The sequence below is a fragment of the Paracoccus sp. FO-3 genome, from assembly GCF_006386455.1.
GTDB classification, from domain to species: Bacteria; Pseudomonadota; Alphaproteobacteria; order Rhodobacterales; family Rhodobacteraceae; genus Paracoccus; species Paracoccus versutus.
In genome coordinates, this window is record NZ_VCBQ01000019.1 from 42,166 (window position 1) to 63,669 (window position 21,504).

Annotated in this window: 23 protein-coding genes and 1 riboswitch; of the genes, 19 read left to right on the forward strand and 4 right to left on the reverse strand. The window is 71.4% G+C overall.

Annotation, left to right across the window (positions count from 1 at the left end; genetic code table 11):
* Nucleotides 1–6: 6 nt before the first annotated feature.
* Nucleotides 7–1,509 carry a hypothetical protein gene (locus FE811_RS07565; protein ID WP_116223089.1) on the reverse strand — a complete coding sequence of 501 codons (1,503 nt, stop codon included), beginning with the start codon at nucleotides 1,507–1,509 and terminating at the stop codon, nucleotides 7–9.
* 59 nt (nucleotides 1,510–1,568) lie between these two features.
* Nucleotides 1,569–2,180 carry a cob(I)yrinic acid a,c-diamide adenosyltransferase gene (gene cobO, locus FE811_RS07570; protein WP_114535003.1) on the reverse strand — a complete coding sequence of 204 codons (612 nt, stop codon included), beginning with the start codon at nucleotides 2,178–2,180 and terminating at the stop codon, nucleotides 1,569–1,571.
* A 37-nt stretch (nucleotides 2,181–2,217) separates the two neighbouring features.
* A riboswitch (cobalamin riboswitch) is annotated at nucleotides 2,218–2,420 on the forward strand.
* 75 nt (nucleotides 2,421–2,495) lie between these two features.
* Between cobO and FE811_RS07575 the strand changes: the two genes are divergently transcribed.
* From FE811_RS07575 to cobJ, 7 genes are read left to right on the forward strand one after another with little or no spacing between them, the layout of a single operon-like run.
* The gene (locus FE811_RS07575) at nucleotides 2,496–2,849 is read left to right on the forward strand and encodes a DUF1636 domain-containing protein (RefSeq protein WP_036752083.1); all 354 of its coding nucleotides are present in this window, start codon (nucleotides 2,496–2,498) and stop codon (nucleotides 2,847–2,849) included.
* Nucleotides 2,850–2,852: 3 nt separating this feature from the next.
* Nucleotides 2,853–3,887: a cobalamin biosynthesis protein CobW gene (gene cobW, locus FE811_RS07580; protein ID WP_036752088.1), complete on the forward strand. Its 1,035-nt coding sequence runs from the start codon at nucleotides 2,853–2,855 to the stop codon at nucleotides 3,885–3,887.
* A gap of 2 nt (nucleotides 3,888–3,889) precedes the next feature.
* A complete protein-coding gene (gene cobN / locus FE811_RS07585) occupies nucleotides 3,890–7,051 on the forward strand; it encodes a cobaltochelatase subunit CobN (RefSeq protein WP_116223090.1) in 3,162 nt (1,053 codons plus the stop codon).
* A complete protein-coding gene (locus FE811_RS07590; protein WP_116223091.1) occupies nucleotides 7,048–8,211 on the forward strand; it encodes a precorrin-3B synthase in 1,164 nt (387 codons plus the stop codon). Before cobN ends, FE811_RS07590 begins: the two co-directional genes overlap by 4 nt.
* Nucleotides 8,212–8,265: 54 nt before the next feature.
* The gene (locus tag FE811_RS07595; protein ID WP_116223092.1) at nucleotides 8,266–8,895 is read left to right on the forward strand and encodes a precorrin-8X methylmutase; all 630 of its coding nucleotides are present in this window, start codon (nucleotides 8,266–8,268) and stop codon (nucleotides 8,893–8,895) included.
* Between the two features lie 2 nt (nucleotides 8,896–8,897).
* Nucleotides 8,898–9,647, forward strand: a complete 750-nt coding sequence (locus FE811_RS07600) for a precorrin-2 C(20)-methyltransferase (RefSeq protein ID WP_116223093.1) — start codon at nucleotides 8,898–8,900, stop codon at nucleotides 9,645–9,647.
* Nucleotides 9,644–10,372 carry a precorrin-3B C(17)-methyltransferase gene (cobJ, locus tag FE811_RS07605; protein ID WP_116223094.1) on the forward strand — a complete coding sequence of 243 codons (729 nt, stop codon included), beginning with the start codon at nucleotides 9,644–9,646 and terminating at the stop codon, nucleotides 10,370–10,372. The genes FE811_RS07600 and cobJ overlap by 4 nt, the downstream gene beginning before the upstream one ends.
* Here cobJ and FE811_RS07610 read toward each other — a convergent pair.
* Nucleotides 10,348–11,085: a cobalt-precorrin-6A reductase gene (locus tag FE811_RS07610; protein ID WP_036752106.1), complete on the reverse strand. Its 738-nt coding sequence runs from the start codon at nucleotides 11,083–11,085 to the stop codon at nucleotides 10,348–10,350. The genes cobJ and FE811_RS07610 overlap by 25 nt on opposite strands.
* On the opposite strand from FE811_RS07610, the gene cbiE reads away from it, so the two are divergent.
* From cbiE to FE811_RS27405, 9 genes are all read left to right on the forward strand, one after another.
* Nucleotides 11,084–12,256: a precorrin-6y C5,15-methyltransferase (decarboxylating) subunit CbiE gene (gene cbiE, locus FE811_RS07615; RefSeq protein ID WP_116223095.1), complete on the forward strand. Its 1,173-nt coding sequence runs from the start codon at nucleotides 11,084–11,086 to the stop codon at nucleotides 12,254–12,256. The genes FE811_RS07610 and cbiE overlap by 2 nt on opposite strands.
* The gene (locus FE811_RS07620) at nucleotides 12,253–12,603 is read left to right on the forward strand and encodes a cobalamin biosynthesis protein (protein ID WP_036752152.1); all 351 of its coding nucleotides are present in this window, start codon (nucleotides 12,253–12,255) and stop codon (nucleotides 12,601–12,603) included. The genes cbiE and FE811_RS07620 overlap by 4 nt, the downstream gene beginning before the upstream one ends.
* Entirely contained in the window at nucleotides 12,600–13,373 is a 774-nt protein-coding gene (cobM, locus tag FE811_RS07625) for a precorrin-4 C(11)-methyltransferase (protein ID WP_116223096.1), read from the forward strand. Before FE811_RS07620 ends, cobM begins: the two co-directional genes overlap by 4 nt.
* Nucleotides 13,370–14,659 carry a cobyrinate a,c-diamide synthase gene (locus FE811_RS07630; RefSeq protein WP_116223097.1) on the forward strand — a complete coding sequence of 430 codons (1,290 nt, stop codon included), beginning with the start codon at nucleotides 13,370–13,372 and terminating at the stop codon, nucleotides 14,657–14,659. The genes cobM and FE811_RS07630 overlap by 4 nt, the downstream gene beginning before the upstream one ends.
* Nucleotides 14,656–15,405 carry a precorrin-6A synthase (deacetylating) gene (cobF, locus tag FE811_RS07635; RefSeq protein WP_072461123.1) on the forward strand — a complete coding sequence of 250 codons (750 nt, stop codon included), beginning with the start codon at nucleotides 14,656–14,658 and terminating at the stop codon, nucleotides 15,403–15,405. The genes FE811_RS07630 and cobF overlap by 4 nt, the downstream gene beginning before the upstream one ends.
* The gene (locus FE811_RS07640; protein ID WP_116223098.1) at nucleotides 15,390–15,698 is read left to right on the forward strand and encodes a DUF1636 family protein; all 309 of its coding nucleotides are present in this window, start codon (nucleotides 15,390–15,392) and stop codon (nucleotides 15,696–15,698) included. The genes cobF and FE811_RS07640 overlap by 16 nt, the downstream gene beginning before the upstream one ends.
* A 369-nt stretch (nucleotides 15,699–16,067) precedes the next feature.
* Nucleotides 16,068–16,523 (forward strand): cytochrome c, encoded by a 456-nt coding sequence (locus FE811_RS07645; RefSeq protein WP_072461125.1) that lies wholly within the window; start codon nucleotides 16,068–16,070, stop codon nucleotides 16,521–16,523.
* A complete protein-coding gene (locus FE811_RS07650) occupies nucleotides 16,523–17,104 on the forward strand; it encodes a cytochrome b/b6 domain-containing protein (protein ID WP_140847004.1) in 582 nt (193 codons plus the stop codon). The genes FE811_RS07645 and FE811_RS07650 overlap by 1 nt, the downstream gene beginning before the upstream one ends.
* Before the next feature lie 104 nt (nucleotides 17,105–17,208).
* The gene (locus FE811_RS27405; RefSeq protein ID WP_155984334.1) at nucleotides 17,209–17,364 is read left to right on the forward strand and encodes a hypothetical protein; all 156 of its coding nucleotides are present in this window, start codon (nucleotides 17,209–17,211) and stop codon (nucleotides 17,362–17,364) included.
* A 30-nt stretch (nucleotides 17,365–17,394) separates the two neighbouring features.
* Here the strand turns inward: FE811_RS27405 and parC are convergent, their stop codons facing one another.
* Nucleotides 17,395–19,638: a DNA topoisomerase IV subunit A gene (gene parC, locus FE811_RS07655; protein WP_116223288.1), complete on the reverse strand. Its 2,244-nt coding sequence runs from the start codon at nucleotides 19,636–19,638 to the stop codon at nucleotides 17,395–17,397.
* Nucleotides 19,639–19,741: 103 nt separating this feature from the next.
* Here parC and FE811_RS07660 point away from each other — a divergent pair, with 103 nt between their 5' ends.
* Genes FE811_RS07660 through FE811_RS07670 form a run of 3 tightly spaced genes read left to right on the forward strand, consistent with a single transcriptional unit; the run spans nucleotide 19,742 to nucleotide 21,357 of the window.
* Complete coding sequence (locus tag FE811_RS07660; protein ID WP_114534993.1) at nucleotides 19,742–20,560, forward strand: SDR family NAD(P)-dependent oxidoreductase; 819 nt, start codon at nucleotides 19,742–19,744, stop codon at nucleotides 20,558–20,560.
* Nucleotides 20,561–20,584: 24 nt separating this feature from the next.
* Nucleotides 20,585–20,785 (forward strand): twin transmembrane helix small protein, encoded by a 201-nt coding sequence (locus FE811_RS07665; protein ID WP_036752134.1) that lies wholly within the window; start codon nucleotides 20,585–20,587, stop codon nucleotides 20,783–20,785.
* Nucleotides 20,785–21,357 carry a cob(I)yrinic acid a,c-diamide adenosyltransferase gene (locus FE811_RS07670; RefSeq protein WP_116223099.1) on the forward strand — a complete coding sequence of 191 codons (573 nt, stop codon included), beginning with the start codon at nucleotides 20,785–20,787 and terminating at the stop codon, nucleotides 21,355–21,357. Before FE811_RS07665 ends, FE811_RS07670 begins: the two co-directional genes overlap by 1 nt.
* Nucleotides 21,358–21,504 lie beyond the last annotated feature (147 nt).

The window sequence follows — 21,504 nt, forward strand, 5'->3', positions numbered from 1 at the left end:
CTTGGTTCAGGGCTGCGAGGTGGCCGGGCCCATGGGCTGGCCGTTGACGGTAAAGGGGCCGCCGCCCTCGGGCATCTGGATGTCCCAGACATTCTCGCCGCTCGCGCCGGGCTTGGCCATGGCGCGGGCCATGCGCAGCATCATCAGCGGCTGGGCGGCCTCTTCGGGCGGGGCCGCGGCCAGCGCCGCCTCGACCTTGTCGAGCCCCGTGGCCGAGATCAGCGCCGCGCCGGTGGGCGCCGCGCCCGGACCGGCCGCGATGTCCGCGCGATAGTCGATCTGGTAGCCGTCGCCCTTGATCTGCGACGGCGCAAGCTTCAGGTCGGCCGTGCCGCCGGGCAGCAGCGCCACCTGCAGCTGTTCGGGCACCAGCCGCGCGAAGGGTTCCTCGGCGGTCAGGTCGAAGCCCTCGATCAGCATCTTCGCCGGCGCCGCCAGGTCGAAGCCCGAGGCGGTGAAATCCAGCGTCACCTCTTGCGGCAGGATCGGCTCGACCCAGGGCGGCAGCACGCCCTCGGGCACGGTCACGCCCGACAGCGCCACCCGTTCGTGCAGCCGGCCGTCGGCTGTGGCGCCGGACAGGCCGACCGTCACCTTGGTCGAGGCAAGGCCGAATTCGCCCAGCGGAGAGCCGATCTTCAGATCATGCAGGACCGCGTCCATCGACAGGTCGTCCCACAGCGGCATGGCGGCGGCCAGCTTGTCGCGCAGCCCGTCCTGCGAGCCCTCGATCCGCTCCTCGGACGGATGGGCGACGAACCAGGCGAGCAGGGACAGCATGCCTTCGGTGCGCGCGCCGGTGATCTGGCCGCTGCCCTCGTAGCCGGGCGCGGTGATCTGGAAGGTCATCGGCTGGCCGCCCGGAGCCATCAGGATCTCCTGCGACAGCTCCAGCCCCTCGGCGGTGAAGTTCATGGCCTGGTCGACGCCGCCGGCCTTGCCGGGCCCGCCGGTCAGCGACATCTCCATCCGCGCCGTGCGCTGGTGATCGCGCGAGATGATCTCGGGCTCGGCCGGGGGCTGTTCGGGCGCGGCTTCGGCGCCGGGCGGCGGCGGGGGCGCATATTGCACCGACTCGATGACGTAATCCGTCATCACCGCCGTCTGTTCGCGGAAACTCATCAGCCCCTCGTCCCAGATGCCGGTGGATTCGACCCTGGTCGTGCCCTTCTGCTCGAACAGGCGCGGCACCACCACCGACCAGCTCAGCACCTGGTCCTCGCTGACGCCCCAGCTGCCGTCGCCATTGTCGGTCAGCCGATAGGTCAGGGCCGAGACGCTGACCTGGGCCTGCTCGGCCGGAACCTGCGCCAGAAGCGGCGCCGGGTCGATCCGCAGCTCATAGCTTTCGCCCTGGGGGGTGACGGCGACCACGCCCTCGGCGCCGCCGAAATAGGTCTGGAAAACGCCGCGCAGCCGCGCGGCCCCCTCTTCGGTGGCAGGCACGGCCCAGGCCGCCGAGACGGGGCAGATCGCCAGCAGCGCCACAAGGCCTTGTCTCGCAAACATGTCCGAACATCCTTTCGAATTCACTGATCCTGCACAAGCGGCAGATGACAGGAAACAGGCTAGAACTCCACCCCCGGTTGCGCCTTGATGCCATCGCGGAAGGGATGCTTGACCTGCTCCATCTCGGACACAAGATCGGCAAGCTCGATCAGTTCCGGCTTGGCGTTGCGCCCGGTCAGGACCACATGCGTCATCGGCGGTTTTTCGCTGCGCAGGAAATCCAGCACCTCGTCCAGGTCCAGGTAGTCATAGCGCAGCGCGATGTTGATCTCGTCCAGCAGGACCATGCGGATCTGCGGATCGCGGATCAGTTCCTTGGCCTTTTCCCAGCCGGCGCGGGCGGCGGCGATGTCGCGCTCGCGGTCCTGGGTTTCCCAGGTGAAGCCCTCGCCCATGGCGTGGAACTGGCACAGGTCGCCGAAATGCGTGGTCAGCAACCGCCGCTCGCCGGTGTCCCAGGCGCCCTTGATGAACTGCACCACCGCGCAGGGCATGCCATGGGCGATGCAGCGCAGGATCATGCCGAAGCCCGAGGACGACTTGCCCTTGCCCTTGCCGGTATGGACGATGACCAGGCCCTTCTCGCCCTGCTTCTCGGCCATCATCCGGTCGCGGGCGGCCTTGATCCGGGCCATCTTCTCGGCGTGGCGGGTATTGTCGTCGGTCTGCATCGGGCACTCCTTCGCTTGACAAGTCGGGACCGGGCGCGCACAGACGAGAGGCGCTGGTTCCTGTCCTACGACAGGCGAAGAGGGAATGCGACAGGCAACCGCCTGGAAGCAGCCGCCCCCGCGACCGTGACCGGAAAGGTCGCCCCGAGGCCACTGGCGAGACGCCGGGAAGGCGGGGCGGCCGTGGGCCCAGGCCCGAATCCGCAAGCCGGGAGACCTGCCAGCGCGCGAAGGATTGACCGGCGGACGGGGTGTTCCCGCTGGGGCTTGGGCGCTGGTCCCCTGCCTCGTGCCGCCTTGAGGGATGAAGGGCGCATGACCGTCACGCTGCATGTCTGCATCACCTGCCGCGCCGGCCAGCCCGTCCCCGAGGGCGAGCCCGTGCCCGGCGCGCGGCTGCATGACGCGCTGGCGGCCGAAGGCGCCCCCGACGGCGTGCGCATCGTCCCCGTCGAATGCCTGTCCGCCTGCGCCAACGGCGCCGCCATCGCGCTGTCGGCGCCGGGCCGCTGGACCTATGTCTACGGCCGCATGTCGGCCGAGGACGCGACCGAGATCCTGCTGGGCGCCGCCGCCTATGCCCAGGCCCCCGACGGCATCGTGCCCTGGCGCGAGCGCGTCACGATTTTCCGCAAGCGCAGCCTCGCGCGCATTCCCCCGATTGGATAGAAGATGAGCGACCTGACCAAGACCCCCGTCACCGTCATCACCGGCTTTCTGGGCGCCGGCAAGACCACGCTGATCCGCCACCTGATGTCGCAGCCGCAGGGCAAGCGGCTGGCGGTGCTGGTCAACGAATTCGGCACCATGGGCGTCGACGGCGAGATCCTGAAGTCCTGCGCCGACGAGAATTGCCCGGCCGAGAACATCATGGAGCTGTCGAACGGCTGCATCTGCTGCACCGTCGCCGACGACTTCATTCCGACGCTGGAACGGCTGATGGCGATGCCGGTCAAGCCCGACCACATCCTGATCGAGACCTCGGGCCTAGCCCTGCCCAAGCCCTTGCTGAAAGCCTTCGACTGGCCGGCGATCCGCTCGCGCATCACCGTGGACGGGGTGATCGCGCTCGCCGATGCCGAGGCGGTGGCGGCCGGCCGCTTCGCCCCCGACGAGGCCGCGGTCGAGGCGCAGCGCGCCGCCGACGACAGCCTCGACCACGAGACGCCCCTCTCCGAGGTGTTCGAGGACCAGATCGCCTGCGCCGACATCGTGCTGCTGTCCAAGGCCGACCTGGCCGGCGAGCAGGGGCTGGCCGCCGCCCGCGCCGTGATCGAGGCCGAGGCGCCGCGCAAGCTGCCGATCCTGCCGCTGACCGACGGGGTGATCGACCCGCGCGTGATCCTGGGCCTGGGTGCCGCGGCCGAGGACGACCTCGCCGCCCGCCCCAGCCACCACGACGGCGCCGACGACCACGAACACGACGATTTCGACTCGGTGGTGATCGAGCTGGCCGAGATCGCCGACCCCGGCGAGCTTGCCGCCCGCATCGAGCGGCTGGCCCGCGAACAGAACATCCTGCGGGTCAAGGGCCATGTCGCCGTCGCCGGCAAGCCCATGCGCCTGCTGGTGCAGGCGGTGGGCGAGCGGGTGCGGCACCAATACGACCGGCCCTGGGGCGACGCCCCCCGCGCCTCGCGCCTGGTGGTGATCGCCGAGCATGACGACATCGACGAGGCCGCGATCCGGGCGGTCCTGGCTGCCTGACGATGCATGTCGTCTTCCGCGAAAGCCGTGGGCTGGAAGAGACCGAGGTTCCGACCGACCCCGGCCAAGGCCCCGCCGACCTGGTCGTGCTGTCCTATTCCGACAGCGACCTCGGCGCTTTCGCGGCGGGCTGGCATCGCGCTGCCGGGCGGCTGCCTTCGCTGCGGCTGTGCAACCTCTCGGCGCTGCGGCACCCGGTCTCGGTCGATCAGTATTGCGAGGCAACGCTTTCCGGCGCCCGCGCCGTGCTGGTCCGGCTGATCGGCGGCGAGCCCTATTGGCATTACGGCGTCGCCAGCCTTCAGGATCTGGCCCGCCGCCGCGGGATCGCCCTGGCCTTCCTGCCGGCGGACGGGCGTCCCGACCCAACGCTGGAGCGGTTTTCCACCCTGCCGCTGCCGCTGCTGCATCGGCTGGCGGCGCTTTGCGACCAGGGCGGCGCGGTCGCGGCGCAGATGGCGCTGGCGGAACTGGCCGGGGCCGCCGGCCTGCCCGCCGCCCCGGTCCAGGGGCAGGCCGCGATCCCTGACTTCGGCTTCTACGATCCCGACCGCGGCGTCATCGACCGCCCCCGGCCCGACCCCGCACCCGGCGTGCTGGTCAGCTTCTATCGCAGCTACCTGACCGCGGCCGACCTGGCGCCGGTGGATGCGATGATCCGCGCCCTGCGCACGGCCGGCTTTGCCGCGACCGGGGTCTTTGCGCCCTCGCTGAAGGCGCCGGGCTTTGCCGACTGGCTGGCGCCGCACCTGCCCGGCCTTGTCGCGGTGGTGAACCTGACCGCCTTTTCCGCCCGCGACGATGCCGGCGCCACGCCCTTCGACGGCACGGATTGCCCGGTCTTCCAGGTGGCGCTGTCCACCGCGCCCCGCGCCCTCTGGGCGGCCGAGGACCGCGGGCTTTCCGCCGCCGACCTGGCGATGCATGTCGTGCTGCCCGAGGTGGACGGCCGCATATTCCTGGGCGCGATCAGCTTCAAGGAACCGCAAGAGCGCGACCCCGACCTGCAATTCGCCCGCGTGATCCATGCCCCCGACCCGGACCGCATCGACGCGGCGGTGGCGCGGATCACCGCCTGGCACCGGCTGCGGCAGGCGACACGCCGCGCGGTGGTGCTGTCCACCTATCCCGGCAAGGCGCATCAGCTGGCCCATGCGGTCGGACTGGACGCGCTGGCCTCCTGCAGCGCGATCCTTGGGCTTCCCCATGACGACCTGGGCCGGCGGCTGACCGCCGAGCGCATCCACTGGCCGCTCTCGGACTACCAGCAAGCGCTGGCCCGCCTGCCGCAACGCCTGCGCGACGACCTCGCCGCCGCATGGGGCGAGCCCCCCGACGGCTTCCGTTTCGCCGCCCTCCGCCACGGCGCCGACCTGATCGCCCTGCAACCCGAACGCGGCGAGGCAAAGACCCGCGCCGACGACTACCACGACCTGACGCGCACCCCGCGCCATGAATATGTCGCCTTCTACCTGTGGCTGCGCGCGCAGGCGGACGTGCTGATCCACATGGGCGCGCATGGCACGCTGGAATGGCTGCCCGGCAAGTCGGTTGCCCTGTCGGGCGAATGCTGGCCCGAGGCGCTGCTGGCCGACATGCCGGTGATCTATCCCTTCATCGTCAACGATCCGGGCGAGGCCGCGCAGGCCAAGCGCCGGCTTTCCGCCGTGACGCTGGGCCACCTGCCGCCGCCGCTGGCGGATTCCGCGGTGCCCGAGAACCTCGCGCATCTGGAACGGCTGCTCGACGAATATTCCACCGCCGACGGGCTGGACCCGCGCCGCCGCGACCGGCTGATCCTGGCCATCCGCGACGAGGCCCGCGCCGCCGGGGTGGAAACCGACCTGGGCCTGCCCCCCGACGCCGCGGCGGCCGAGGCGATCCCGCTGATCGACCGCTTCCTCTGCGATCTCAAGGACAGCCGCTTCGGCGACGGGCTGCATGTCTATGGCACCGCTCCGGGCGAAGCCGAAGGGCTGGCGCGCGCGCTGGCCGGCCAGCGGGTCGCCCCCGGCCCCTCGGGCTCGCCGGCGCGGGGGCGGCAGGACGTGCTGCCGACCGGGCGCAACCTTTTCACCGTCGATCCCCGCGCCGTGCCCTCGCGCAATGCCCATGCCCAGGGGGTGAAACTGGCCGAGGAACTGCTGCGCCGCCACCTGCAGGACCAGGGCGACTGGCCCCGCGGCCTGGTCGTGGACCTCTGGGGCAGCGCCACCATGCGCACGGCGGGCGAGGAATTTGCCATGGCGCTGCATCTCGCCGGCCTCAGCCCGCGCTGGGACGGCGCCTCGGGCCGGGTCGCGGGCATCGAGATCCTGCCCCTGGCCGAGCTTGGCCGGCCGCGGATCGACGTGACGCTGCGGGTCTCGGGCCTGTTTCGCGACATCTTCCCCGGCCTCGCCCAGCTTTTCGAGACCGGGGCCGAGGCGCTGGCGGCCCGCGACGAAACCCCAGCCGACAACCCTTATCGCAACCGCGCCCCCCGCGTCTTCGGCCCCAGGCCCGGCCTTTACGGCCTCGGCATCGCCGACCTGGCCGAGAGCTTCACCGACCAGGCGCGGCAGGCGGCGGGCGAGGCGTGGCTGGCCGCCTCCTCCCATGCCATCGCCGCCGATGGCCGGATCACCCACCAGCCGCAGGCGATCCGCGACCGCTTGGCCCAGGCCGATGCCTTCGTCCATGCGCAGGACCTGCCGGAATCCGACCTGCTGCTGGCCGGCGACCATGCCGCGCATGAGGCGGGCTTCGCCGCCGCCATGGCGCGGATCGGCGCCGCGCGGCCGGCGCTCTACCACCTCGACGCCACCCGCCCGGACCAGCCGCGGGCCCGGACCCTGGCCGAGGAAATCGCCCGCGTCACCCGCGCCCGCGCCGCCAATCCGGCCTGGGCCGACGGCATGATGCGGCACGGCTTTCGCGGCGCGGCCGAGATCGCGGCGACGCTGGACCACATGGCCGCCTTCGCCAACCTGGCCGGCGTGGTGCCCGGCCATCTCTTCGACCTCTATCACGACGCCACGCTGGGCCGGCCCGAGGTCCTGGCCTTCATGGAACGCGAAAACCCCGCCGCGCTCGCCGCCATGCGCGCGCTTTTCGCGCGGCTGCTCGAATCGGGCCTCTGGGTCAGCCGCCGCAACTCGGTCCTGGCGGAGCTGGCGCCATGAGCTTCGCCGTCAAGGGCTGGTGCCCCGGTGCGCTGCGGCCGATGCAATCGGGCGACGGGCTGGTGCTGCGCATCCGGGCGCGGAACGGCCGGCTGGAACCGGACCAGGCACGGCTGATCGCGGCACTCTCGGCGCGGCACGGCAACGGGCTGATGGACCTGACCAGCCGCGCCAACCTGCAACTGCGCGGGCTGGACCCTTCCGGCCATGCCGCGACCGTCGCCGCCCTGGCCGGCATCGGCCTGATCGATGACGACCCGGAATCCGAGGCACGGCGCAACGTGATCCTGTCGCCCTTCGCCCCGATGGGCGGCCCAGCCTGGCAACTGGCCGAGGCCATCGCCCAGGCGATGACCGCGCCCGATGCGCCGCAGGTGCCCGGCAAGTTCGGCTTTGCCGTCGATGCCGACCCGCCGGTGCTGGCCGACACGCCCGCGGACATCAGGCTGCGCCCGCAGGGCCCAGGCTGGCTGATCCTGCCGGACGGCGCCGACTGGGCGCTCAAGGCCGATAACACCGCCCAGGCCGCCACCCGCGCCATCGCCCTGGCGCATTGGTTCATGCAAGGCGGCGTGCAGGACGGCCGCGGGCGGATGCGCGACCACCTGCGCCGCGCCCCCGCCCCGCCCCATGGCGCGACCCCGCTGCCGTCTTCTCTGTTGCCCAAATACCCATGCGACAGCGCCACCGGAACCGCCGGCGCCCATCCGCCCGACCCCGGCCCGGCACCGAACGGCTGGCTGCTGGGCTTCGCCTTCGGCCAGATCACGCCGGCGCAGCTGGCCGCCGCCGCCGCGATCGGCCCCTTGCGCCTGACCCCCTGGCGCGCGCTGCTGATCGAAGGCGCGGCCCGCCCGCGGATCAAGGGCGCGATCCTCGACCCCCACGACCCGCTCCTGCGCATCCATGCCTGCACCGGCGCGCCCGGCTGCCCGCAGGCTTTGGCCGATGTCCGCGCCCTGGCCCGCAGCCTCGCCCCGCGCCTTGCCCCCGGCCAAAGCCTGCATGTCAGCGGCTGCGCCAAGGGCTGCGCGCATCGGGGCGCGGCCTCGGTCACGCTGGTCGCCACCGCGCCCGACCGCTTCGACCTGATCCGGGACGGCGGCACCCGCGATCCCGCCGCGCAGGGCGGGCTTGCGCCGCATCGCATCCCGCTCTGACCTTGCCCAATGCCCGCTTGCATGAGATAGCCGCGAAAATCCCAGGGAACCCCGATGCTGCACCAATACGAAACCGACGGCGCCCGGATCTACGCGCAGTCCTTCGCCACCATCCGGGCCGAGGCCGACCTCGCCCGCTTCACCGCCGAAGAGGAGCCCGTCGTCGTGCGCATGATCCATGCCGCCGGGCTGGTGGGGCTGGAGCGCGACGTGGCATTCTCGCCCGGCATGGCCGCGGCGGCGCGCCAGGCGCTGGAAGGCGGCGCGCCGATCCTCTGCGACGCGCGCATGGTCAGCGAGGGCATCACCCGCGCCCGCCTGCCCGCCGAAAACCGGGTCATCTGCACGCTGCAAGACCCGCGCGTGCCGGACCTCGCCGCCCGGATGGGCAACACCCGCAGCGCCGCGGCGCTGGAGCTGTGGCGCGACGACCTGGATGGCGCCGTGGTCGCCATCGGCAATGCGCCGACGGCGCTGTTCCACCTGCTCAACATGCTCCGCGATCCGGCCTGCCCGCGCCCGGCCGCGATCATCGGCTGCCCGGTGGGCTTCGTCGGCGCGACGGAATCCAAGGCCGCGCTGATGGACGACCTGCCGGCGCCGGCGCTGATCGTGCGCGGGCGGCTGGGCGGCTCGGCCATCACCGTCGCCGCCGTCAACGCGCTCGCCAGCCGAAAGGAATAGCCATGGGCCCCCGAACCGGAAAGATCATCTGCGCCGGCCTCGGCCCCGGCGATCCCGACCTGATCTCGGTCCGCGCCGACCGCGCCATCCGCGGCGCGCGGCAGATCGCCTATTTCCGCAAGAAGGGCCGTGCCGGCCAGGCCCGCCGCATCGTCGCACAGATGCTGGCCCCGGACGTGGTCGAACATGCGATGGAATATCCGGTCACGACCGAGATCCCCTTCGACAGCCCGGAATACAACCGGCTGCTTTCGGGTTTCTACGACGACTGGACCGTGCGGCTGGCCGCCCTGGCCGCCGACAGCGACGTGGTGGTGCTGTGCGAGGGCGACCCGCTGTTCTACGGCTCGTTCATGCATCTGCACGCCCGGCTGCAAGGCATCGTCACGGTCGAGATCATCCCCGGCATCCCCGGCATGACCGGCTGCTGGAACGCCATCGGCCAGCCGATGACCTGGGGCGACGATGCGATGACGGTGCTGATGGGCACCCTGCCCGAGGCGGAACTGGCCCGCCACATGCGCGCCGCCGATGCGGTGGTGGTGATGAAGACCGGCCGCAACCTGCCCAAGATCGCCCGCGCGCTGGCCGCGGCCGGCCGCATGGCCGATGCCTGGCTGGTCGAGCGCGGCACCATGCCCAACCAGCGCGTGACGCCGCTGGCGCAGGCCGACCTGGACGCCTGCCCCTATTTCGCCACCGTGCTGGTGCATGGCAACGGCCGCCGCCCTCTGGCGGATGCTGCGGAATGAGCGGCTGGGTCGCGGTGGCGGGCCTGGGGCCGGGCGCGGACGATCTCGTCACGCCCGAGGTCCGGGCGGCGCTGGCCCAGGCCACCGACATCGTGGGCTATATCCCCTATGTCGCCCGCGTCGCCCCGCGCGCGGGTCTGGCGCTGCACCCTTCGGACAACCGGGTCGAGCTGGAGCGCGCCCGCTTCGCGCTGGACCTGGCGGCGGAGGGCAAGCGGGTCGCGGTGGTCTCCTCGGGCGATCCGGGGGTCTTTGCCATGGCCTCGGCGCTGTTCGAGGCGCTGGAGGGGCGCAAGGACGCCCCCGAGATCCGCATCCTGCCCGGCATCACCGCCATGCTGGCGGCAAGCGCCCGGATCGGCGCGCCGCTGGGCCATGACTTCTGCGCCATCAACCTGTCGGACAACCTCAAGCCCTGGGCGCTGATCGAAAAGCGCCTGCGCCTGGCGGCCGAGGCGGATTTCGCCATGGCCTTCTACAACCCACGCTCCAAGGCCCGGCCCGAGGGGTTCGCCCGCGTGCTGGAGATCCTGCGCGAGGCTTGCGGGCCGGACCGGCTGATCTGCTTCGCCCGCGCCGTCTCGACCCCGGACGAGGCAATCCGCACCGTCACCCTGGCCGAGGCCCGCCCCGAGATGGCCGACATGCGCACCGTCGTCATCCTGGGCAACAGCGCCACCCGCCGGGTCGGCCCCTGGGTCTATACGCCGCGATCCGTGCCATGAAGCCAGGCCATCACCTCGGCCGGCGTGGCGACGACGCGGCGCAGCGGCAGCACGGGACGGTCGATCATCACCACCGGCAGGCCCAGCGCGCGGGCGGCAGCCAGCTTGGCCTGGGCGGCCTGGCCCCCGGCATTCTTGGCGACGACATGGGCGATGGCGTGGCGCCGCATCAGCGCGATGTCGCCCGCGACGGTGAACGGCCCGCGCGAGACGATCAGCGTGGCGTCGCGCAAGGGATGCGCCGCCACCTCGGCGAAACGCAGCATCCAGACATGGTTCAGCCCGACGAAGGGCTGCAGGTTCTGCCGCCCGATGGCCAGGAACACCGCCGAGCCGTCGCCCGGCAGCGCGCGGGCGGCGGCCTCGTAATCGGCGACGCGGGTCCAGCGGTCGCCCGGCTCGGCCACCCAGGGCGGCCGCTCCAGCGCGATCAGCGCCGTGCCGGTCGCGCAGCAGGCGGCGACGGCATTGCGGCTCATGCCCTCGGCAAAGGGATGGGTGGCGTCGATGACATGGCTGATGCGCTCGGCCCGCAGATAGTCGGCCAGCCCCTCGGGCCCGCCGAAGCCGCCGATGCGCGTGGGCAGGGGCTGCGCCACCGGGTTGGCGGTGCGGCCGGCATAGGAATAGACCGCATCCAGGCCGGCCTCGGCCAGCGCGCGGGCCATGGCCCCCGCCTCGGTGGTGCCGCCCAGCAAAAGGATGCGCGTCATGCCTGAACCCTGGCTTTCCATCATCGGTATTCAGGAAGATGGCCTTGCCGGCCTGCCGCCTGCAAGCCGCGATGCGCTGGATCGGGCGGAAATCGTCTTCGGCGCGCCGCGGCACCTGGACCTGGCGGGGATCGCGGGGCCGCGGGGCCGGGAATGGCCGGTGCCCTTCGACCTGGCCCCGCTGCTGGCCCTGCGCGGGCAAGGCGTGGCGGCGCTGGTCTCGGGCGATCCGTTCTGGCACGGCGCCGGCGGCAGCATCGCCGCCGTTCTGGACCCCGGCGAATGGCGGGCCTTTCCCGCGCCCGGCACGTTTTCGCTGGCCGCGGCAAGGCTGGGATGGCGGCTGGAAGAGGTCGCCTGCCTTGGCCTGCACGCCGCACCCCTGGCCCGGCTACGCCCGGTGATGGCGCGCGGCGCGCGGGCGATCTGCCTGCTGCGCGACGGCTCTGCCCCGGCCGTCCTGGCGGAGTGGCTGGTGGCACAGGGGCTGGGCGCGACGCGCATGGTGGTGATGGAGGCGCTTGGCGGCCCGCGCGAACGCATCCGGCAGGCGCGCGCCCAGGGCTTCGCGCTGGACTGCGCCGCCCCGGTGGCGGTGGCGCTGGACGGGACGGACCTGCCGCCGGGCGCCGGCCTGCCGCGCGGCTTCGGCCTGCCCGATGACAGTTTCGCCCATGACGGCCAGATCACCCGCCGCAGCGTCCGGGCGATGACGCTGGCGGCGCTTGGCCCGCGGGGGGGCGAGATGCTGTGGGACATCGGCGGCGGCTCGGGCTCGGTCAGCGTCGAGTGGTGCCTGAACGGCGGCCGCGCCGTGACCGTCGAGCCCCGCGCCGACCGCATCGCCAATATCGCCGCGAATATCGAGGGCTTCGGGCTGGTCGGCCGGATGCGTGCCCTGCACGGCAGCGCGCCCGAGGCGCTGGCCGGCCTGCCGCCGCCCGACGCGATCTTCGTCGGCGGCGGCGCTTCGGCCACGCTGATCGACGCCCTGCCCCCGGCCCGGCTGGTGGTGAACGCGGTGACGCTGGAGACCGAGGCGCTGCTGATCGCCCTTCACGCCGCGCGCGGCGGCAGCCTGACCCGCATCGCGCTGGAGGAAGCCGCGCCGCTGGGCCGGATGCGCGGCTGGACCCCGGCGCGCAGCGTCACGCAATGGAGCTGGCCATGAGGGTCGCGGGCATCGGCTTTCGGCAGGCGGCAAGCCTTGCCTCGCTGCAAGACGCCTTGGCCCGCGCCGGCGCGGCGGATGCGCTGGCGACCAGCCCGGCCAAGGCGCAGGCGCCGGTGATGCGGGCGCTGGCCGCCCGGACCGGCCTGCCGCTGCTGGCGGTCGAGGTCGCCGGCATCGCCACCCCCACGCAATCGCCGCGCATCCTGGCGCGGCTTGGCACCGGCTCGCTGGCCGAGGCGGCGGCGCTGGCCGCGCTTGGCCCCGGCGCGCGCATCGTCGCGCCGCGCGTGACATCGCAAGACGGCATGGCCACCGCCGCCGTCGCAGAAGGAGACCCCGCATGACCGTCCATTTCATCGGCGCCGGCCCCGGTGCGGCCGACCTCATCACCCTGCGCGGCCGCGACCTGATCGCCGCCTGCCCGGTCTGCCTCTATGCCGGCTCGCTGGTGCCCGAGGCGCTGCTGAGCCATTGCCCGCCCGGCGCGCGGATCGTGAACACCGCGCCCATGGACCTGGACCAGATCATCGCCGAGATCGCCGCCGCGCATCGGGCGGGCCATGACGTGGCGCGGCTGCATTCGGGCGACCTGTCGGTCTGGTCGGCCATGGGCGAGCAATTGCGCCGGCTGCGCGACCTTGGCATCCCCTATGACGTGACGCCCGGCGTGCCCTCGTTCGCCGCCGCCGCTGCGGCGCTGGGGACGGAACTGACCCTGCCCGGCCTCGCGCAATCGGTGGTGCTGACCCGGACCTCGGGCCGCGCCTCATCGATGCCCGCGGGCGAGACCCTGGCCAATTTCGCCGCCACCGGCGCCATGCTGGCCATCCACCTGTCGGTGCATGTGCTGGACCGCGTGCAGGCGGAACTGGTGCCGCATTACGGCGAGGGTTGCCCGGTCGCGGTGGTGTTCCGCGCCAGCTGGCCCGACCAGCGCATCATCCGCGCCACGCTGGGCACGCTGGACCCCGCCATCGGCGCGGGCGAGCGCACGGCGCTGATCCTGGTCGGCCCGGCGCTGGCGGCCGAGGGCTTCGACGAAAGCCGGCTCTATGCCGGCGATTACGACCGCCGCTTCCGCCCCGTGGGCACCGCGCCGAGGTTCCCCGAATGAAGGGCCTTGTCGTCAGCGCCCCCGCCTCGGGGTCCGGCAAGACCACGGTCACGCTGGGGTTGATCGCGGCCTTGCGGGCGCGCGGGCTGGTGGTGCAGCCCTTCAAGAGCGGGCCGGACTATATCGACCCCGCCTTTCACCGCGCAGCGGCGGGGCGCGAATCCTATAACCTCGACAGCTGGGCCATGGGCCGGGCGCAGATCGCGCATCTGATCGGCACGGCTGGGGGGGCGGATATCGCGCTGGCCGAGGGCTCGATGGGGCTGTTCGACGGCGTGGCGCATGCGGGCGGCTGCGGCAACGGCGCCAGCGCCGACATCGCCGCGCTGACCGGCTGGCCGGTGGTGCTGGTCATGGATTGCAAGGGGCAGGCGCAATCCGCCGGCGCCGTGGCGCTGGGGTTCCGCGAGATGCGCCGCGACGTGGCCCTGGCGGGGGTGGTGCTGAACCGCGTCGCCTCGCCCCGCCACGAAGCCTTGATGCGGCACGCGCTGGAGGCGCTGGCCATCCCGGTGCTGGGCGTGCTGCCGCGCGAGGCCGGGATCGAGCTGCCCGAGCGGCACCTGGGCCTGGTGCAGGCACAGGAACATGCCGCGCTGGAGGCCCTGCTGGCGGCCGCGGGCGAGGCGGCGGCGCGGCACCTGGACCTCGACGCCATCATCGCCGCCGCCACGGGCGGGATCGCGGCCGAGCCCTTTCGCCCGCTGTCGCCGCCGGCCGAACGCATCGCGCTGGCACAGGACGATGCGTTTTCCTTTGTCTATCCGCATCTCATTGCCGGCTGGCGGGCGGCGGGGGCGACGATCCTGCCGTTTTCGCCGCTGGCCGACCAGGCGCCGGACGACAGCGCCGGGGCCTGCTGGCTGCCCGGCGGCTATCCCGAGTTGCACGCGGGCCGGTTGGCCGCGGCCGGCCGCTTTCGCCAGGGGCTGCGCCGCTTTGCCGAAACGCGGCCGGTGCATGGCGAATGCGGCGGCTACATGGCCATGGGCGCCGGGCTGGTCGATGCCCAGGGCACCCGGCACGAAATGGCCGGGCTGCTGGGGCTTGAGACCAGCTACGAGCGGCGCCGGATGCACCTGGGCTATCGCCGGGCCGAGCCCTTGGCCGGGCTCTATCGCCAGCCGCTGGCCGGGCACGAGTTCCACTATGCCACCATCCTGGCCCAGCCCGACGCAGCCCTGGCCCGCGTCACTGACGCCAATGGCGATGCGGTGCCCGAGACCGGCTCGCGCCGCGGCCATGCCACCGGCACCTTCTTCCACCTGATCGGAGAGGCGCCATGATCGAGCTTGCGCTGATCGGCATCGGCACCGGCAGCCCCGGCCACCTGACGCGCGAGGGCGTGGCCGCCATGGCCGATGCCGACCTGATCCTGATCCCCTCGAAGGGCGAGGACAAGGCCGACCTGGCCGAGCTGCGCCAGGCGCTTTGCCGGCAGGTGCTGGTCAGCCCGCCGCCGCTGGCCGTCTTCGACATGCCCGCGCGCGACGTCTCGGACGGCTACCGCCAGGGCGTCGAGGCCTGGCACGACGCCATCGCCGCGCGCTGGGAACAGGTGATCCGCGCCCATGGCGCCATCCGCCCGGCGCTGCTGGTCTGGGGCGACCCCTCGCTTTACGATAGCACGCTGCGCATCGCGGAACGGGTGGCGCGGCGCCTGCCCTTGAACCTGCGGGTGATCCCCGGCATCACCGCGATCCAGGCGCTTTGCGCCGCCCATGCCATTCCGCTGAACGCGGTGGCGGCGCCGGTGCTGATCACCACCGGCCGCCAGATCCGCGACCATGGCTGGCCCGAGACGGTGGACCGGCTGGTCGTCATGCTGGACGGGGAATGCTCGTTCCAAAGCCTGGATGCCCAGGGGCTGCATATCTGGTGGGGCGCATTCCTGGGCATGCGCGAGCAGATCCTGATCTCCGGGCCGCTGCCCGAGGTGGCGGGCCGCATCCTGGAAACCCGCGCCCGCGCGCGGGCCGAGCATGGCTGGATCATGGACGTCTATCTGCTGGACCGATGCCGGTCACGCTGACCCTGCCGCCGGGCTCTGATGCCGATGCGCTGGCCGAGGCATTGCGCACGCTTGGCCCCGACATCGCCCTGCGCCGCGCCGCGCTGCGGGCCCGCGATGCCCGGCCGGTGCTGATGGCGCTGCAGGCGCCGGGGCGCGGCGCCTATCTGTTCCACGACCTGCGCCCCGCGGATGCCGGCGATGTCGCGGCGACGATCCGCGCCTATCTGGCGGCGCCGGATGGCTGGATCATGGACGCCCGGCCCTGCGGGCGGCTGCGGCATTGCCTGAAGCTGCGCATCCCGGCGGGCTGAAAAAGCCGCCGCCCATGCCCGCGCGGAGGGAGGAGACGCGGCATGGACGGCGGTCGCTCATGAAGCACCCCGTGCGGCGCGGGGTAACGGGATAATGCCCCGTCCATTTCAGCCTGCACCCGGCGCGCGGCAGGGCGCAAGCGCCGCAGCTCCGCGCAACCGCAATGAGAGCGGTTTTGCCCAAATCCTGACCATCGGCACCGTCGGGCGGTGAAAAAACCACGGTTCCGCGAACGGAAAACCCCGCCGGACCAGGGGGTTTTCACGAAAACGGCATCGCCGGATGCGTTGGCAGGCGGGACGGGCTGTGCAACTCTGAGGCGGCGCGAACCCGATTGCAGCCCTATGCCACATGAAAGGAACGACGACATGCGCCTGATTCTCACTGCCGCCGCCCTTGCTGCGGTTCCGCTGGCCAGCCTGGCCCAGGACGACCCGGTCAAGCAGGCCATCGAGGCCCGCCACGGCTTTTACCAGATGCTGGCCATCAACATGGGCACGCTTTCGGGCATGGCCAAGGGCGACCTGGCCTATGACGAGACCGCGGCCAGCCGCGCCGCCGCCAATATCGAGGCGCTGGTGCAATACGACCTGCCGAGCCTGTTCATCGAAGGCAGCAGCTCGTCCGAGGCCCAGGACAGCGCGGCCAAGCCCGACATCTGGTCCAACCCCGAGGATTTCCGCACCAAGTTCGCCGGGCTGGGCGAGGCGGCGACCGGCGCCTCGGATGCCGTCCGGGGCGGCGCGGGGGATGTCGGCGCGGTGGTGCAGAAGCTGGGCGGCGCCTGCAAGGCCTGCCACGACAATTATCGCGAAAAGAGCTGATGAAAGGCCCGGTGCGCGAGGTCCGGCTGTGGGATCCGCTGCTGCGCGCATTCCACTGGCTGCTGGCCTTTTTCGTCATCGCGGCCTGGGGCCTGGGCCAGTTCGGCCCGGCCAGGATGACGCTGCATTTCTGGTGCGGCTATGTCGTGGCGGGCCTGCTGGTCTTTCGCCTGGTCTGGGGCTTCGTCGGCCCGGCCCCGGCGCGGTTCTCGCATTTCGTCCGCGGGCCGGGGGCCGTCGCCGGCTATCTGCGCGGCCTGATGCTGCGCGAGCCCAGCTATTGGCCGGGGCACAACCCGATGGGCGCGCTGTCGGTGATCGCCATGCTGGCGGTGCTGGCGGCGCAGGTCAGCAGCGGGCTGATCTCGGACCCCGACGACTATATCAACGTGGGGCCCTTGGCCTCTTACGTCAGCGGGGCCACGCGGTCCAAGGCGGTAGGCTGGCACAACCTGGGCGCCAACCTGATCCTGGTCCTGGTGCTGCTGCATGTCGCGGTGATCCTGTTCTATCGCTACTGGAAGCGCGAGGATCTGGTGCGGCCGATGATTACCGGCCGCAAACAGGTTCGTGAAGACTGAGGCAGCGGAATTGATCGAATCGCCCCCGCATGTCAGGCTGAAAGCGTGTCGAGGCCTGCGCTCAGGCCTGTCCGGCATGCCTGAACCGCACGAAGGAGCCGATGATGATCAGCAAGACCGTCGCCCTCGCGCTGGCTTTCTCGATGGCCGCCATTCCCGCGCTTGCGGATTGCCCCGGCCACAAGAAGGTCTCCAGCGACCAAACGGCGGCGACCACGCCGACCGAAAGCCCGGCCCCCGCGCCGAGCGTGAACAGCTAGCGTAAAGGGCGGGACCAGACCCGCCCTTTTTCAGTTGAACCTGTTGTCGCGCGGAAAGCCGCGCGGCGCCATATAGCCTGCGCCCGCCCGCTTGCCGAGCCATTCGGACAGGTCCGGTTCGCTGCGCGTCCGGCCGCCGGTTTCCTGCCAGCGCAGCCCTTCGGCCAGGGTGATGCAGATCGCGTCCGACAGTCCGCCGTCCTTGTATTTCTGCAAGCGCACGCCCTTGCCGCGGGCCATTTCCGGCAGTTCGGACAGGGGAAACACCAGCAGCTTGCGGTTCTGCCCCACCACCGCGACATGGTCGCCGGTCACGCGGCGGCAGAGCAACGCCTCGCCGTTCAGCACCTGCTTGCCGGCGCGGGTCTGCGCCAGCATGTCGCTGGCCGCCACGACGAACCCGTCCCCGGCCTTCGAGGCGACCAGGTAGCGCTCGCCCTCGCGCCAGGGAAAGAGGTCGATCACCGCGGCATCGTTGGGCAGGTCGATCATCAGCCGCAGGGGCTCGCCCATGCCGCGCCCGCCGGGCAGGTTGTTCGCCAGCAGGGTATAGAAGCGGCCGTTGGCGGCAAAGACCATCAGCTTGTCGGTGGTCTCGGCATGGATCGCCATGAAGGGGCCGTCGCCATCCTTGAACTTGACCTCGGCGTCCAGCGGCTGGTGGCCCTTCATGGCGCGGATCCAGCCCATCTTCGACAGGATCACGGTGATCGGCTCGCGCTCGATCATGGCGTCCAGGTCGATCTCGGCCACCTCGCCCGCTTCGCCGATCTCGGTGCGGCGCTGGCCGCCGGGGGCGGACTTGCCGAACTTGGCCCGCGTCTCGCGCAGCTCCTCGGCAATCTTCGCCCATTGCGCGCCCTCGTCGGCCAGCATGGCGGCCAGGCCCTCGCGCTCGCGGGTCAGGTTCTCGTGTTCGGCGCGCAGCTCGATTTCCTCAAGCCGGCGCAGCGCGCGCAGGCGCATGTTCAGGATCGCCTCGACCTGCACGTCGGACAGCTTGAACTCGGCGATCATCACCGCCTTGGGGTCGTCCTCGTGCCGGATGATCTCGATCACCCGGTCGAGGTTCAGGAAGGCGATCATGTAGCCCTCCAGCACCTCGAGCCGGGCCGCGATCTTGTCCAGCCGGTGGTTCGAGCGCCGCACCAGCACCTCGCGCCGGTGGTCGAGGAAGGCGCGCAGCACCTCTTTCAGCGAGCAGACCTTGGGCACGCGCCCGTCGATCAGCACGTTCATGTTCAGCCCGAAGCGCACTTCCAGGTCGCTGACGCGGAACAGCGCCGCCATCAGCTGCTCGGGGTCCACGGCGCGGGTGCGGGGTTCCAGCACGATGCGGATGTCCTCGGCCGATTCGTCGCGCACATCGGCCAAGATCGGCACCTTCTTCAGCTGGATCACCTCGGCCAGCCGCTCGATCAGCTTGGATTTCTGCACCTGGTAGGGGATCTCGGTGACGACGACCTGCCACTGGCCGCGGCCCAGATCCTCGACCGACCAGCGCGCCCGCAGCCGCAGGCTGCCGCGGCCGGTCCGGTAGGCCTCGGCGATGGTCTCGCGCGATTCGACCAGCACGCCGCCGGTCGGGAAATCCGGTCCCGGCACGATCGAGACCAGGGTGTCGTCGCGCGCATCCGGCGCCTTGATCAGATGCAGGCAGGCGTCGATCACCTCGTGCAGGTTGTGCGGCGGCACGTTGGTCGCCATGCCGACCGCGATGCCCGAGGCGCCGTTGCACAAAAGGTTCGGGAAGGCGGCGGGCAGCACGATGGGCTCTTCCAGCGTGCCGTCGTAGTTCGGGCGGAAATCGACCGCGTTCTCGGCCAGCCCCTCCATCAGCGCCTCGGCGGCCGCGGTCAGCCGGGCCTCGGTATAGCGGCTGGCGGCGGGGTTGTCGCCGTCGATATTGCCGAAGTTGCCCTGCCCGTCGACCAGCGGATAGCGCATGGCAAAGGGCTGGGCCAGACGCGCCATGGCGTCGTAGATCGCGGCATCGCCATGCGGGTGATAGTTGCCCATCACGTCGCCGCTGATCTTGGCCGACTTGCGGAAGGCGCCGGTCGGGCTAAGCCGCAATTCGCGCATGGCATAAAGGATGCGGCGATGCACCGGCTTCAGCCCGTCGCGCGCATCCGGCAGCGCCCGGTTCATGATGGTGGACAGCGCATAGGTCAGGTAACGCTCGCCGATGGCGCGCGACAGCGGCTCGGAGCTGGTCTGATCCGCGCTGGGATCGGGCGGGGTCGGATCGGGAACATTCGGATCGTCGGACATGGCCGATTGAATAGGGCCGCGCGCCGCCCCGGTCCAGCCGGAAATGCGCGGCTTGCGCAAGGCCCGGCCATGGCGCAGAACCCCATCCGGCAAGGAGGCGCGCATGAAGACCGTTCTGATCACCGGCTGTTCCTCGGGCATCGGGCTGGACGCGGCGCGGCACATGCGCGGGCGCGGCTGGCGCGTCATCGCCACCTGCCGCAAGCCCGAGGACATCGAGGCCCGCCGCGCCGAGGGTTTCGACACCCTGCCCCTGGAACTGGGCTGCGAGGACAGCGTCGCCCGCTGCGCCGAATCGGCGCTGGCGCTGGGGCGGATCGACGCGCTGGTCAACAACGCCGCCTTCGCGATCCCCGGCGCCGCCGAGGATCTGCCGCGCGGCGCGTTGCGGGCGATCTTCGAGGCCAATCTCTTCGGCACCCATGACCTGACCCGCCGGCTGATCCCGCATTTCCGCGCGCATGGCGGGCGGGTGGTCAACATCAGCTCGGTCCTGGGCCTGGTCGGCATCCCCTGGCGCGGCGCCTATGTGGCGACGAAATTCGCGCTCGAGGGGCTGACCGACGTGCTGCGCGTCGAGATGGCCGATACCGGGGTGCGCTTCATCCTGATCGAGCCCGGCCCCATCGGCACGAAGATCCGCCAGAACTCGATCCCGCATTTCGAGCGCTGGATCGACTGGCGGTCCAGCCCGCGGGCCGAGCAATACCGGCGCACGCTCTTGAAGCGCCTCTACGAGCCGGCGGCCAGGAAGGACCGCTTCGAGCTGCCGCCCGCGGCCGTCAGCGCCCGCATCGCCCAGGCGCTGGAAAGCCCGCGCCCGCGGCCGCGCTATTACGTCACCACGCCGACCCATGTCTCGGGCATCGGGCGGCGGCTTCTTTCCACGCGCGCTCTGGACTGGTTCGCGCGCCGCAGCTAGGCTTCGCGCCGAAAGGGCCCGCCCATGCATGACAAACCGCTTTTCTACCTGCTCGCGATCTGCTGCCTTGCCGTGGTGGTGATCCTGGCCACCGGCATCGGCGGCTTCGCCAAGGGCGGCGAATTCAACCGCAAGCACGGCAACCGCATGATGCGCTGGCGCATCATCGCCCAGGCCATCGCCATCGCGGTCTTCCTGCTTTATCTCTGGGTCAGGAGCAGCTGATGGTCGTGCTGAACAAGATCTACACCCGCACCGGCGACAAGGGCGAGACGGCGCTGTCGAACGGCGAGCGCGTGCCCAAGCATTCCCTGCGGGTCGAGGCCTATGGCACGGTGGACGAGCTCAATGCCACGCTGGGCCTGGTGCGACTGCATGCCGCGGGCGAGATCGCGGCGCGCATCGCGGTGATCCAGAACGACCTTTTCGACCTCGGCGCGGACCTCTCGCGCCCGCGCATGGACGAGGATGCCGAGGCGGCCTATCCGGTGCTGCGCATCATCGACGCCCAGGTCGCGCGGCTCGAGGCCGAGATCGACGCGATGAACGCCGGGCTTTCGGCCCTGCGCAGCTTCATCCTGCCGGGCGGCTCGGCGCTCGCGGCGCATCTGCACCTGTCGCGCACCGTGGCGCGGCGGGCCGAGCGCGCCGCCGTGGCGCTGGCGGCGGCCGAGGATGCGAATCCGGCCGCCGTGAAATATCTCAACCGCCTGTCGGACTGGCTGTTCGTGGCGGGGCGCGTCGCCAATGAAAACGGCGCGCAGGATATCCTGTGGGTGCCAGGAGCCAGCCGTTAGCGACAACATGACGGAATGGAAATGTTACGACGCGTTAGGGTCGTTTTTTCCCTGTCATTGCCGCCGATGGCCCGCTAACAAACCCTCCGAAAAGGTGACGCAACCAAAGGGGAGAGGCTGATGAAGATCCTCGTGCCAGTGAAGCGC